A 13,237-nucleotide genomic window follows, 5' to 3' on the forward strand; every position below is an offset into this window, starting at 1 on the left:
GTCCGCGTGCACGACGCGAACCTGACGATCCGGACAGTCACCGACCGCGCCTCCTGGGACGCCCGGGTGAACGAGCTCGGCGGCCACCCCCTCCAGCTCTGGGGCTGGGGCGAGGTCAAGGCCACGGGAGCGTGGACCCCGCACCGGGTGGAGGCGGTGGACGCCGACGGCCGCGTCCGCGGCCTGGCCCAGGTGCTCGTGCGCTCGCTCCCGGCGCAGTTCAAGGCGCTGTGCCACGTGCCCCGCGGGCCCGTGATCGCGCCGGCGGGAGACGGCTGGGGCGCCGGCCCGGGCGTGGGCGACGACGCGACGCGCGACGCCGTGACCCGTGCGGTCGTCGCGTGGTGCAAGACGACGGTGGGCGGCGTGGGCGTCACGATCGAGCCCGACTGGCCGGTCGGGACGCACCTCGCGCTGCCCGACGCCCGCCCCGCGGCGAACCCGATCCTCTACCCGGTGACGCTGATCCTCGACCTCACGAAGTCCGAGGACGAGCTGACGAAGGCCATGGGCAAGTCGACGCGGTACGACATCCGCAAGGCGGCGCGCACCGGGCTCGAGGTGCGCCGCGTGACGGACGAGGCCGAGGTGCGCCAGGTGCTCGACGTCTACCACGAGACCGCCGAGCGCGCGGGCTTCGCGCTGCACGACGACGAGTACTACCTCGCGATCCACCGCGAGCTCGGCGAGCACTCGGTGCTCGTCGCCGCGTTCTCCGAGGGCGCGCCGGTGTCGTTCGTGTGGTGCGTGTCGTCGGCGACGACGTCGTTCGAGCTCTACGGCGGCATCAACGACGCGGGGCGCAAGCTTCGCGCGAACGCGCCGGTGAAGTGGCACGCGATCACGCTCGCGCAGCAGGCCGGCCTGGTCCGGTACGACATGAACGGGCTGCTCAACGACGGGATCAGCGAGTTCAAGCGCAGCTTCGCCCAGCACGACGACGAGCTGGTCCACAGCGTCGACGTGCCGTTCTCGATGTGGTACTCCGCCTGGAACAAGGGCCTGCCGACCGCGAAGAAGGTCGTGCGCAAGCTCCGCGGGAGCCGCTGACCCCTCCGCTCGGCCTCCTCGACAGCCCTCAGAGACCCGGTATCGCCCGATGCGATACCGGGTCTCTTCATGTCGTAGCATCGGTCTCGTGCTTTACCGATACTCGCGGTAGCGTGTATCGCACGTACGACCCCCGAGCGGTGCCGCTCCCGGACACCGCCGTCCCGACCATCTGCATCGGATGGAGATGCCATGACCGTGGCCAACGAGGCCCCCTCTCCCACCTCGGCACCCACCCCGGCGGCCAGCCAGCGATCGCGTCACCGCCCCGTGCGCGACGTCGTCTTCGTGGAGGGCGTGCGCAGCCCGTTCGGCAAGGCGCGCCCCGACGGGATCTACGCCGAGACGCGCGCCGACGACCTCGCCGTGAAGACGATCCGCGAGCTCCTGCGCCGCCGCCCCGAGCTGCCCGCCGAGCGGATCGACGAGCTCGCGCTCGCCGCGACGACGCAGACCGGCGACCAGGGCCTCACCCTCGGCCGCAGCGTCGCCGTGCTGGCCGGGCTGCCCAAGTCGGTGCCCGGCTTCGCGATCGACCGCATGTGCGCGGGCGCGATGACGGCGGTCACGACGACCGCGGCGAACGTCGCCGTGGGCGCGCAGGACGTCGTGGTGGCGGGCGGCGTGGAGCACATGGGCCACCACCCCATGGGCGAAGGGTCGGACCCGAACCCGCGGTTCGTCGCCGAGCGCCTCGTCGACTCCTCCGCGCTCGTCATGGGCGCGACGGCCGAGAACCTGCACGACCGGTACCCGCACCTCACCAAGGAGCGTGCCGACGCGTACGCCGTCGCGAGCCAGGCCAAGTACGCCAAGGCGCTGGCGAACGGCGACATCTCCCCCGACCTCGTGCCGGTCGCGACCCGGTCGACCGAGCTCGGGTGGGGCCTGGCCACGGCCGACGAGCTCCCCCGCCCCGGCACCACGGTCGACTCGATCCGCGACCTCAAGACCCCGTTCCGCCCCGGCGGGAAGGTCACCGCGGGCAACGCCTCGCCGCTGACCGACGGCGCGACGGCGTGCCTGCTCGCCGCGGGCGACGTCGCCGACGAGCTCGGGCTCCCGGCGCGCATGCGCCTCGTCGCGTACGCGTACGCGGGCGTCGACCCCGAGGTCATGGGCATCGGGCCGGTCCCCGCGACCGAGCGCGCGCTCGCGTCCGCCGGGCTGACGATCGACGACATCGGCCTGTTCGAGATCAACGAGGCGTTCGCGGTCCAGGTGCTCGCGTTCCTCGACCACTTCGGCATCGCCGACGACGACGAGCGCGTCAACCAGTACGGGGGCGCCATCGCCATGGGCCACCCGCTCGCGTCGTCGGGCGTGCGCCTCATGACGCAGCTCGCGCGCCAGTTCGAGCAGCACCCCGAGGTGCGCTACGGCATGACGACCATGTGCGTCGGCCTCGGCATGGGCGGCACCGTCATCTGGGAGAACCCGCACCACGCCGACTACTCCGGCCACACCTTCGAGACCGCGGAGAACTGACGATGAGCGCACCCACCGACACCCAGACCCCCGCGGCCTCCCAGGACGCGACGAAGGACGCCTCCCGCGGCGAGCGCGTCACGCACTCGCGCGTGCGCGACGTCGCGCTCCCCGGCGGCACGGGCACGCTCGCCCTGGTCACGCTCGACAACGGGCTCGACCACACGAAGCCGACGACGCTCGGCCCCGAGGGCCTCGCGGAGCTGCACGCGACCCTCGAGACGCTGCGGCGCCGGGCCGCGGACGGCGAGATCGTCGCCGTCGCGATCACCGGCAAGCCGTACTTCCTCGCCGCGGGCGCGGACCTCACGCAGGCCGCGGCCGTCCAGGTGCGCGACGACGCGCTCGCCCTCGGGCGCGCCGGGCACGCCGCCTACACGCTGCTCCAGGACATGGGCGTGCCGACGTTCGCGTTCGTCAACGGCGTCGCGCTCGGCGGCGGCCTCGAGGTCGCGCTGAACTGCACGTACCGCACCGTGGCGTCCGACGCGGGCGCGCTCGCGCTGCCCGAGGTCGGCCTGGGCCTGGTCCCCGGCTGGGGCGGCGCCTACCTCGTGCCGCGCCTGCTCGGCGTCGAGAAGGCGATGGACGTCATCCTCGCCCGCCCGGCCGCGAACAAGCCGTTCAAGGCCAAGGAGGCGTACGAGATCGGCCTCGTCGACGCGCTCTTCGAGGCACCCGACTTCCTCGAGTCCTCGCTGCGCTGGGCCGGGGCCGTGCTGCGCGGCGAGATCGTCGTCGAGCGGCGCGAGCTCGACCCGCAGCCCGTGTGGGACGCCGTCGTCGCGGGGACGCGTCAGCGCCTCGACGCCGTGGTCGCGGGCTCGCGCCCCGCCCCCTACCGCGCGCTCGACCTGGTCGCCGCCGCGCGTACCGCGTCGCGCGAGGAGGCGTTCGCCGCCGAGGACGAGGCCCTCGCGGACCTCATCATGAGCGACGAGATGCGCGCGAGCGTCTACGCGTTCCAGCTCGTCTCGAAGGGCAAGCGGCCCCAGGGCGCGCCCGACGCGAAGCTCGCCCGCCCCGTCACCCGCGTGGGGATCGTGGGCGCGGGGCTCATGGCCGCGCAGATCGCGCTGCTGTTCGCCCAGCGCCTCCAGGTGCCCGTCGTCATGCGCGACCTCGACCAGGAGCGCGTCGACAAGGGCCTCGGCTACGTCCGTGCGACGGTCGAGAAGCTCGTCGGCTCGGGCCGCATGTCCGCGGACACGGGCGCGCGCATCGTCGGCTCCGTGCACGGCACGACCGAGCTCGGCGACTTCGCGGGCTGCGACGTCGTCATCGAGGCGGTCACGGAGATCCTCGGCCTCAAGAAGAAGGTCTTCGCCGAGCTGGAGGGTGTCCTCTCGCCCGAGGCCGTGCTGCTGACCAACACCTCCGCGCTGTCCATCACGGAGATGGCGGCCGACCTGCAGCACCCCGAGCGCGTCGTCGGGATGCACTTCTTCAACCCCGTCGCGCAGATGCCGCTCGTCGAGATCATCCAGGCCGCGAAGACCGACGACGCCGCGCTCGCGACGGCGTTCGCCATGACGAAGAAGCTCCGCAAGACGGCGGTGCTCGTCGCCGACCGCCCCGGGTTCGTCGTCAACCGCCTCCTCATCCTGCTCATGGGCAAGATCGTCGAGGCGGTCGAGAACGGCACGTCGGTCGAGGTCGCGGACCGCGCCGTCGCGCCGCTCGGCCTGCCGATGCCGCCGTTCGCGCTGTTCGACCTCGTCGGCCCGGCGGTCGGCCTGCACGTCCTCACGTCGCTGCGCGAGGACCTGGGCGACCGGTTCCCCGAGTCCCCCGGCCTCCAGCGCATCGTCGACGAGCAGATCCCCGTCGTGCTCGACGCGCCGAAGGGCCTGCCCAAGCCGGTCGACCCGGCGATCCAGCGGGTCTTCGGGACCGGCGAGGCGGGCGGCCCGGGGGCGCTCGACGAGGCGGGCGTCCTCGACTCCGTGCTCACGGCACTCACGCAGGAGATCGGGCTCATGCTCGACGAGGGCGTGGTCGCGAGCCCGTCGCAGATCGACCTGTGCATGATCCTCGGCGCCGGGTGGGGCTTCCACCTCGGCGGCATCACGCCGTACCTCGACCGCACGGGCTACAGCGAGAAGGTCCTGGGCCGCCGCTTCCTGCCCGACGGCGTCGCGAACGTCCCGGCGGCGTCGCGCGCCTGAGCGACCGGGGTCGGACGCCGGGCCGCGAGCGCCCTCCCGTGGTCGTACGACGACCGCGCGGAGGTTCCGCTCGCGGCCCGATCCGCTGGCGCCACGCGCTCCGTAGCGTCGTGGCCATGACAGACCGCACCCCCGCCCAGCCCGCCACCGACCTCCCCCTGACCACGACGCCGCGCGGCACGACCGAGCGCCGGATGCTCGGCGCCCTCACGCTGGCCGCCGGCGCTGCCCTCCTGCTCTCCGCGTGCGGCAGCATCGGCGAGGCGGTCGCCGAGAACCGTGCCGGCCACACCAAGACCTACGCGTTCGCGACCGGGAAGACGGGCAAGGCCGAGGCCGTGCTCCCCGACTGGGTCCCCGACTCGGCCACCGACGTGCGCGAGGTGGTCCGCACGACGGGCGACGAGCGGATCCTCACGATGACGGCCGACCTCGGCGCCCTGCCCGAGAGCTGCACGCCCGTCTCGGCGGAGCACCCGCTGGAGCCTCGACCCGAGCGTGGCGACCTGACCGCGGCGGACTACCGCACGTCGGCGACGCTCAGGGCGTCGTGGTGGGAGGAGGGCACGGAGCAGGGCGCCACCGCGATGTGCGGGAAGTGGTGGGTCGGCGCGCAGGACGGCAGGCTCTTCGGGTTCGCGCCCGAGCTCAAGGTCGTGGAGGTCGAGGACCAGCCCGACCCGGCCTGAGTCAGTCCTCCCAGCCCATGCGCAGCACCTCGAACGCGACCGCGTGCGGGACGCCCATGCGCTCGCCCGTGGGCGCGCTCATGGACGCGAGGAACGCCGCGGGGTCGAAGTCCTCCCACCCCAGCCCGTCGAGGTAGGCGGCGTGCGCGCGCAGCGACGCGACCCCCGCGTCGAACGTCGCGCTCACGTCGACGCCGTGCGCGCTATCGGGCGAGGCCGCGACCCAGACCTGGCGCACGCCGCCCCAGGGCTCGACCCCGTCCGTCTCGACCTGCTCACGGAACACCCACCGGTTCCCCGCGTCGCGCACGGCGTCGACGACGGCCCGTCCCGTCGCGATGTGGTCCGCCTGGTTGAGCATCCCGCCCGGGAACGTCTCGCGGTAGTTCCCGGTGATCACGACGTCGGGCCGGTGGCGCCGGATCGCGCCCGCGATCGCACGGCGCAGCGGCAGGCCGTACTCGAGCACGCCGTCCGGCAGCCCGAGGAACTCGACCTCCTCGACGCCGACGATCCGCCCGGACTCGATCTCCTCCGCCTCGCGCACGCGTCGCGCCTCGTCCGGGTCCATGCCGTCGATGCCGGCCTCGCCGCTCGTGACCATGCAGTACACGACCCGCTTGCCCTGCCCCGTCCATCGCGCGACGGCAGCGGCGGCGCCGAACTCCATGTCGTCGGGATGGGCGACGACCGCGAGCGCAGTGGACCAGTCCTCGGGCAGCGGGGTCAGGGGCGCGGCGGGGGTCGCGGAGGTGCCGGTGTCGTCGCTCATACGACAGACGCTAGGCCGTCAGGCGCGCGCCGTCGCGCCCGGACCGTCGCTCAGTCCTCGACGACGGCGTCCTCGACCGAGGTGACCGCCGGGTCGACGAAGAGCCGCTCCCGCTCGGCGTCGACCACCGCGCGCGCGAGCGACGCCTCGGACACGTCGACCGCGCCCGCGACCTCCTCGGCGAGCGCGCTGCGCCGCGCGTACGCGTCGAACAGCCGCGCCTACGTCCCGAGCAGGCGCACGAGGTGCTCGTCGACGCTGTCGACCGTGAGCAGACGGTGCACCTGGACGGTCTCGACCTGACCCATGCGGTGGGCGCGGGCGACGGCCTGGGCCTCGGTCGTGGGCTTAGTCTGGGGCTCGCACAGGATCACCACGGAGGCGGCCTGGAGGTTGAGGCCCACTCCCCCGACGTCGATCTGGCTCACGAGCACGCGCGGCTCCTCGGCCGCGGTGAAGTCGTCGACGATCGTCTGGCGCGTCCGGGCGGCCACGGAGCCGGTCAACGGAGCGAGCGCGAGGTCGCCGAGCGCGCGCACGACGACGTCCACGACGTCCCGGAAGTACGAGAACACCACGACCTTGCGCCCGTTCTCGGCCGCCTCGCGCGCGAGCTCCACGAGCCGGCGCAGCTTCGCCGAGTCCTCGGGGTGGTCGACCGCGAACGCCGCCCGCCGCATCGCCATGAAGGACCCCGCCGCGACCGCCTCGCGGTACGCCGCGCCGTCGACCGCCCCGAGCCGCTCCCACTCGTCGACCTGCACCAGCTCGGGCAGCTCCTCGAGCACGTCCTCGGCGTTGCGCCGCAGGTAGGCGGGCGCCACGGCGTGCCGGAACGCGTCGGGGCCCGCCGCGCCGTGCGCGGCATCGAGACGCTCGGCGAGCGCGGGCTGGAGGTAGCCGACCAGGGTGCGGAACTCGGCGACCCGGTTCTCCATCGGCGTCCCGGTGAGGAGCAGCACGTGCTGCGTCCTGGCCGCGAGCGCCGCGACGGCGACCGAGCGCTTCGCGAGCGGGTTCTTCACGTAGTGCGCCTCGTCCACGACGAGCACGGCGGGGCCGACGGACCCGGCCGTCACGAAGGCCTCGGTCCCGGCGCGGCGCAGGCCCGCGAACGTCACGACCGCGACGCCACCGGTCGCGCGCCACGCCTCGGCGGCCTCGTCGCGCTCCTCGCCGTGCACGGCGTGGACCGGGAGGTCCGCGTGCGCGCGCAGCTCGCGCACCCAGTTCTCCAGGACGCTCGCAGGGCACACGACGAGCGCGTGCGTCGCGCCGCGCGCGAGGAGGTGCGCGACGACGGCGATCGCCTGGACGGTCTTGCCGAGCCCCATCTCGTCGCCGAGGACGACGCGCCGCTGCGCGAGCGCGAAGCGCGCCCCGAACGCCTGGTACCCGCGCAGCGAGACCCGCAGCAGAGTCTCGTTGAGCGTCTGCGTCTGCACGCGGTCCACGAGCTCCGCGGGCAGGTGGCCCGCCGCGGCGGCGACGTCTCGGCCGGTGGGGGCGACGCCGTCGAGCAGCGCGTAGTACGCCGCGGACCGGCGCCGGAAGTCCGCCCAGGCGTCGTAGGGGCGCGCGGGCTCCGTGAGGAGCGCGGTGACGCGGCGGGCCTCCTCGGCCAGCCCCGTCTCGCGGGCCCGCTCCGCGACCCCGGCGAGCGTCGCCACCGCCGCGAGAACCCGACGACGCCGCTCGCCCCAGGCGAACAGGCGGCGCGGCCCGCTCGCGGCGACCCGTGCGTCGTCGCGCACGAGCTCGTGCGTCGCGAGCGCGGCGCGCACCTGGTCGCCGTACCGGGCGAGTGCGGCGTCGGCCTGGTCGAGCGTGTGCAACGTCTGGACGAGAGCGGTCGCGACCGGTTCCGTCGGGGTGAGGTCGATCCGGAAGCGCAGGCTCTCGCGCACCGCGCGCGCGACCTGTTCGGCGGCGGCGAGCAGGTGCGTCGCGGTCTGCGGCCCGATGTCGGGGATCGTCTCCAGGCCCTCGCGCCCGAGCCGCGCGACCTCCCCGACCGTCCGCACGCCTGCGCCGGCGAGCGCCCCGAGCCGCAGCCGCTCGCGCGTGACGTCGCGCAGCGACGCGACGTCGACGGTGTCGAGTCGCGCCAGGACCTTCTCCTCGCGGCTGTCGCCGAACGCGGCGCGCACCTGCTCGCGCGCCGTCCCGGGTGCCGCGGCGAGCGCCGCGAGCAGCGCGGCGAGGGCGTCCGCATCCGCGACGACCGTCCGAGCGGTGGCGACGTCGGGCAGCGCGCCGCTCGCGGCGGTCACGACTCGCGGCGCACGACGTGCTCCGCGAGCTTCTGCGCCACGGTCTCGACGTCGTCGATCTCGCCGGCTGCGACACCGACGACGAGGGCGTACGCGGTGTCCTGCGGCATGACGAGCCGCACCCCGTTGAGCGCGTAGAAGAGTCTCACCGCGACCCAGCCCAGTCGCTTGTTCCCGTCGATCAGCGCGTGGTTCTTCGTGACGGAGAGAAGCAGCGCCGCTGCCTTCTCGTCGAGGGCGGGGTAGGCCTCGACGCCGTACATCGACGCGGCCGGACGCGCCAGTGCGGACGACAGGAGCCCGTAGTCGCGGACGGCGGGCGGGTGCCCGAGGAACGCCGTGGCGGCGGCGACGAGGTCGTCCTCGTCGAGGTAGACGACCACGGCTACTGCGCGAGCCGGTCGAGCAGCTCCTGGTCCTCCGCCACGATGTCGGCGAGCAGCCGGTCACGCATCTCGCGCCGCTTCGCGTCGTACTCCACGACGGCGCGCGCGACGGCGGTGTTCGCGGAGACGCCCTCGCGGCGGGCGATACGCTCCAGCGCCGCCTGCGCGTCGTCGTCGAGCCGCAAGGTCATAGCCACGTGAGCTCCTCTCATTTGGTACCACCACGGTATCAGTGCTCGGGCGGCGCCGTGCAGGGATCAGGCAGGAGCGTTCGCGCGCTCGGCGAGCCAGCGCTCCATCCGGGACTGCGCCGCGTCGAGGAACGCCGTCTTGTCACCCGTGTAGTCGTCGTAGTCGTCGGCGTCCGCGTGGCGTGCGGCGAGGCTGCGCTTCGTCGCCTCGTACGCCGCGGCCTCGGCGGAGACGGCGCGCAGCCAGTCGCGGAACGCGACGACGTACGCCGCGAACGGCGAGCCGAGGCGCCGGACGTGCAGGATCACGGGCGGCTCGTCCTCGTCGCCGGGGCGGGTGAGCAGTCGCTTGGCGTAGAGCTCGGGGGCGGGGTCGGCGCCCGGGCGCGGGACGTCCCGGTACACGCCGGGCGAGTCGGGGCGCGCCCCGCGCTCGATCGAGAACCCGAGCGGCCCGAGCGCGGATTCGAGCGCCGCTTCGGAGGGCAGCGGCGCGATGCGCACCTGGAGGTCGATGATCGGCTTCGCCGCGAGCCCGGGGACGGCCGTCGACCCGATGTGCTCGACGACGACCGGGCTCGTGCCGTCGGGGCTCGCGAGGTCGGCGAGCGCGCCGGCGACGCGCTCCGTCCACCGCCTCCCGGTGTCGGCCCATCGGGGGTCGTGGATGTCGACGGTCGCTGCGGGCACCCGTGAACCCTACGACCCGGCCCCGCCTCGGGAGCGCAGGCCCACCGAGACGTGAGAAGTGGCCCCGGGACCATGGCGGTCCGGGGCCACTTCTCGGGTCTCGGCGAGCGGGCGCTCGTCGGCAGGTCGGGTCAGTACGTCGTCAGGCCGTGAGCGCGGAACTGGTCGCGCACGCGCTCGGTGAGCTCGGCCGACGGAGCGGGCGTGTCGTCGAGCTCGTAGGTGCGCCCGAGGGCGTCCCACTTGTCGCGGCCCATCTGGTGGAAGGGCAGCACCTCGACGCGTGTCACCGTGCCGGGGCGGATCGCGTTGAGCGAGGCCGCGTACTCCGCGACCTTCTCCACGTTGTCCACGTCGTCGGTGAGGCCCGGGACGAGGACGAAGCGCACCCACACCTCGGGCGCGTGGCCGGTGAGGCCGCGCTCGGCGATCCGTCGTCCGAACCTCAGGGTCGGCTCGAGGTCGCGGCTCGTGACCTTCTTGTAGGTGTCGGGGTCGCCCGACTTCACGTCGAGCAGCACGAGGTCTGTGTCGTCGAGCATGGCGTCGGTCGCGTTGGCGCCGAGGAAGCCCGACGTGTCGAGCGCGGTGTGCACGTCCATCGCCTTGGCGCCGCGCAGCACGCGGGCCGCGAACGCGGGCTGCATGAGCACCTCGCCGCCGGAGAGCGTGAGCCCGCCGTGGGTGGCTCGGAAGACCGGCAGGTAGCGCTTGACCCGCCCCAGGAGCTCGTCCGCCGTGACGGGCCGACCGTCCTTCATGGCGAACGTGTCGGGGTTGTGGCAGTACAGGCACCGCAGCGGGCACCCGTTGAGGAACACCGTGAGCCGGGTCCCCGGGCCGTCCACGGCGGTGACGAGCTCCCAGGAGTGGACCGAGCCGAGCTCGCCTGCGCGCATCGCCGCGAGCTTGTCGGCCCGGTCCACGTCCGCGACCGTCAGCCCGTCCAGGCCCGCGCCCGCCCGGCGGGCGTGGCCCACGGGCGTGCCCGACGCGGCGGGCTCGACCGCGGAGGTCGGGGCACCCGGGACGTCGAGGCGCGTGGCGTCGTCGGGCAGGGTGCCCCCGGCGACGCCGCACCCGCGCGACGGGCGGACGGCGGGGCCGGGAAGGGTGACGGTCATGGCGGGCTCCTCAGCGCTCGTCAGAGCGCGCCGTGGAAGGTGCGCGAGAGCACGTCGAGCTGCTGCTCGCGCGTGAGGCGGACGAAGTTCACCGCGTACCCGGACACGCGGATCGTCAGCTGCGGGTAGTTCTCCGGGTGGTCCATGGCGTCCAGGAGCGTCTCGCGGTTCAGCACGTTGACGTTCATGTGGTACCCCTCGGACCCGATGTAGGCGTCCAGGAGGCCGGCGAGGTTGGTGACCTGCTCCTCCTTGGTGCGCCCGAGGCCGCTCGGCACGACCGTGTTGGTCAGCGAGATGCCGTCCTGCGCCTCGTCGTACGGCAGCTTGGCCACCGAGAGCGCCGAGGCGAGCATGCCGTGGGTGTCGCGCCCGTTCATCGGGTTGGCGCCCGGGGCGAACGGCTCGCCGGCGCGGCGGCCGTCGGGCGTGTTGCCCGTCGCCTTGCCGTACACGACGTTCGACGTGATCGTCAGGACCGACTGCGTCGGCACCGCGTCGCGGTAGGTCGGGTGCGTGCGCACCTTCGCCATGAACCGCTCGACGAGGTCGACGGCGATCGCGTCGGCCCGGTCGTCGTCGTTGCCGTACGTGGGGAACTCGCCCTCGGTCACGTAGTCGACGACGAGGCCGCGCTCGTCGCGCACGACGGAGACCTTCGCGTGCTTGATCGCCGAGAGCGAGTCCGCCGCGACGGACAGGCCCGCGATGCCGCACGCCATGGTCCGCAGCACGTCCTTGTCGTGCAGCGCCATCTCGATGCGCTCGTACGCGTACTTGTCGTGCGACCAGTGGATGCAGTTGAGCGCCTCGACGTAGGTCTCGGCGAGCCAGTCCATGGTCGCGTCGAACTTCGCCATGACGTCGTCGAAGTCGAGCACGTCGCCCTCGACGGGCGCCGCCACGGGCGAGACCTGCTTGCCGGAGATCTCGTCGCGGCCGCCGTTGATCGCGTAGAGCAGCGTCTTGGCGAGGTTCACGCGAGCACCGAAGAACTGCATCTGCTTGCCGACCCGCATCGGGGACACGCAGCACGCGATCGCCGCGTCGTCGCCCCAGTGCTGGCGGATGAGCTCGTCCGACTCGTACTGCACGGCCGAGGTGTCGATCGAGACCTGCGCGCAGTAGTCCTTGAAGCCCTGCGGCAGCTCCGGGCTCCAGAAGACCGTCATGTTCGGCTCGGGGGCCGGGCCGAGGTTGTAGAGGGTCTGGAGGAAGCGGAACGAGTTCTTGGTGACGAGCGGGCGCCCGTCCTCGCCCATGCCGCCGATGGTCTCGGTGACCCACGTCGGGTCGCCGGAGAACAGGGCGTCGTACTCGGGGGTGCGCAGGAACCGCACGATGCGCAGCTTGATGACGAAGTCGTCGATGATCTCCTGCGCCTCGGACTCCGTGATGCGGCCGGCCTCGAGGTCGCGGTCGATGAACACGTCGAGGAAGGTCGACGTGCGGCCGAGCGACATCGCGGCGCCGTTCTGCTCCTTCACCGCGGCGAGGTAGGCGAAGTAGAGCCACTGCACTGCCTCGCGGGCGGTGGTCGCCGGGCCCGAGATGTCGTAGCCGTACTCGGCGGCCATCTCCTTGAGCTCGCCGAGCGCGCGGATCTGCTCGGCGTGCTCCTCGCGCTCGCGCACGACCTGCTCGCTGAACGGCTGCGCGTCGAGGCCGAGCTTGTCGAGCTTCTTCGCGGCGATCAGCGCGTCGACCCCGTAGAGCGCGACGCGGCGGTAGTCGCCGATGATCCGGCCGCGGCCGTAGGCGTCGGGCAGGCCGGTGATGATGTGCGAGCTGCGGGCCGCGCGCACGTTCGGCGGGTAGACGTCGAACACGCCCTGGTTGTGGGTCTTGCGGTACTCGGTGAAGACCTTCTTCAGGGTCTCGTCGACCTCGTAGCCGTAGGTCTGCAGCGCGCCCTCGACCATGCGCCAGCCGCCGTTCGGCATGATCGCGCGCTTGAGCGGGGCATCGGTCTGCAGGCCGACGATCACCTCGTGCGCCTTGTCGATGTAGCCGGGCGCGTGCGCCGTGATCCCCGCGGGCGTGTGGGGGTCGACGTCGTAGATCCCCATCTCGCGCTCCTCGGGGAACATCGCGGACAGCGTGTCCCAGATCCCCGTCGTGCGCTCCGTGGGCCCGGCGAGGAACGACGCGTCGCCCGTGTACGGGCGGTAGTTGCGCTGGATGAAGTCGCGCACGTCGACCGTGTCGCGCCACGGGCCGTCGGTGAAGCCCTCCCACGCGGGGACGTGCGCGGTGTCGTGCTGCGCGTCGACGCCGCCCTCCACCGCACGGCCGCCGCTCGTCGTGCCGGGTGCCTCGGAAACGCTGGTCATCTGGACCTCCCTCGTGCCTGACGCGCGGGTCCGCGCGCCGGCCGGACCCGCCGGTCTCCCCGGCCTCGGGTGG

11 protein-coding genes are annotated in these 13,237 nt (G+C 73.4%); 4 read left to right on the forward strand and 7 right to left on the reverse strand.

Features of this window, described 5'->3' with window-relative positions:
- Nucleotides 1-6: 6 nt before the first annotated feature.
- The 4 genes from ACFC2L_RS17840 (at nucleotide 7) to ACFC2L_RS17855 (ending at nucleotide 5,395) form a co-directional block, all read left to right on the forward strand.
- Nucleotides 7-1,050 (forward strand): peptidoglycan bridge formation glycyltransferase FemA/FemB family protein, encoded by a 1,044-nt coding sequence (locus tag ACFC2L_RS17840; RefSeq protein ID WP_313663928.1) that lies wholly within the window; start codon nucleotides 7-9, stop codon nucleotides 1,048-1,050.
- 192 nt (nucleotides 1,051-1,242) lie between these two features.
- A complete protein-coding gene (locus ACFC2L_RS17845) occupies nucleotides 1,243-2,538 on the forward strand; it encodes a thiolase family protein (RefSeq protein WP_375825682.1) in 1,296 nt (431 codons plus the stop codon).
- A gap of 2 nt (nucleotides 2,539-2,540) precedes the next feature.
- The gene (locus tag ACFC2L_RS17850; RefSeq protein ID WP_375825683.1) at nucleotides 2,541-4,706 is read left to right on the forward strand and encodes a 3-hydroxyacyl-CoA dehydrogenase NAD-binding domain-containing protein; all 2,166 of its coding nucleotides are present in this window, start codon (nucleotides 2,541-2,543) and stop codon (nucleotides 4,704-4,706) included.
- A 116-nt stretch (nucleotides 4,707-4,822) separates the two neighbouring features.
- Complete coding sequence (locus tag ACFC2L_RS17855) at nucleotides 4,823-5,395, forward strand: hypothetical protein (RefSeq protein WP_375825684.1); 573 nt, start codon at nucleotides 4,823-4,825, stop codon at nucleotides 5,393-5,395.
- A gap of 1 nt (nucleotide 5,396) precedes the next feature.
- Here the strand turns inward: ACFC2L_RS17855 and ACFC2L_RS17860 are convergent, their stop codons facing one another.
- The 7 genes from ACFC2L_RS17860 to pflB all read right to left on the reverse strand — a co-directional run bounded on the left by ACFC2L_RS17860 (nucleotide 5,397) and on the right by pflB (nucleotide 13,164).
- The gene (locus ACFC2L_RS17860) at nucleotides 5,397-6,167 is read right to left on the reverse strand and encodes a PIG-L deacetylase family protein (protein ID WP_375825685.1); all 771 of its coding nucleotides are present in this window, start codon (nucleotides 6,165-6,167) and stop codon (nucleotides 5,397-5,399) included.
- Nucleotides 6,168-6,388: 221 nt separating this feature from the next.
- Complete coding sequence (locus ACFC2L_RS17865; protein ID WP_375825686.1) at nucleotides 6,389-8,440, reverse strand: DEAD/DEAH box helicase; 2,052 nt, start codon at nucleotides 8,438-8,440, stop codon at nucleotides 6,389-6,391.
- Nucleotides 8,437-8,823, reverse strand: a complete 387-nt coding sequence (locus tag ACFC2L_RS17870) for a type II toxin-antitoxin system death-on-curing family toxin (protein WP_175008631.1) — start codon at nucleotides 8,821-8,823, stop codon at nucleotides 8,437-8,439. The genes ACFC2L_RS17865 and ACFC2L_RS17870 overlap by 4 nt, the downstream gene beginning before the upstream one ends.
- A gap of 2 nt (nucleotides 8,824-8,825) precedes the next feature.
- A complete protein-coding gene (locus tag ACFC2L_RS17875; RefSeq protein ID WP_108047630.1) occupies nucleotides 8,826-9,023 on the reverse strand; it encodes a CopG family transcriptional regulator in 198 nt (65 codons plus the stop codon).
- A 60-nt stretch (nucleotides 9,024-9,083) separates the two neighbouring features.
- Nucleotides 9,084-9,707, reverse strand: a complete 624-nt coding sequence (locus ACFC2L_RS17880; RefSeq protein WP_375825687.1) for a GrpB family protein — start codon at nucleotides 9,705-9,707, stop codon at nucleotides 9,084-9,086.
- Nucleotides 9,708-9,838: 131 nt separating this feature from the next.
- Nucleotides 9,839-10,831 carry a pyruvate formate-lyase-activating protein gene (pflA, locus tag ACFC2L_RS17885; protein WP_375825688.1) on the reverse strand — a complete coding sequence of 331 codons (993 nt, stop codon included), beginning with the start codon at nucleotides 10,829-10,831 and terminating at the stop codon, nucleotides 9,839-9,841.
- A gap of 20 nt (nucleotides 10,832-10,851) precedes the next feature.
- Nucleotides 10,852-13,164, reverse strand: coding sequence for a formate C-acetyltransferase (pflB, locus tag ACFC2L_RS17890; RefSeq protein ID WP_375825689.1), 2,313 nt, complete (start codon nucleotides 13,162-13,164; stop codon nucleotides 10,852-10,854).
- Nucleotides 13,165-13,237: the final 73 nt, after the last annotated feature.

It is taken from the genome of Cellulosimicrobium sp. NPDC055967 (assembly GCF_042269845.1).
Taxonomy (GTDB): Bacteria; Actinomycetota; Actinomycetes; order Actinomycetales; family Cellulomonadaceae; genus Cellulosimicrobium.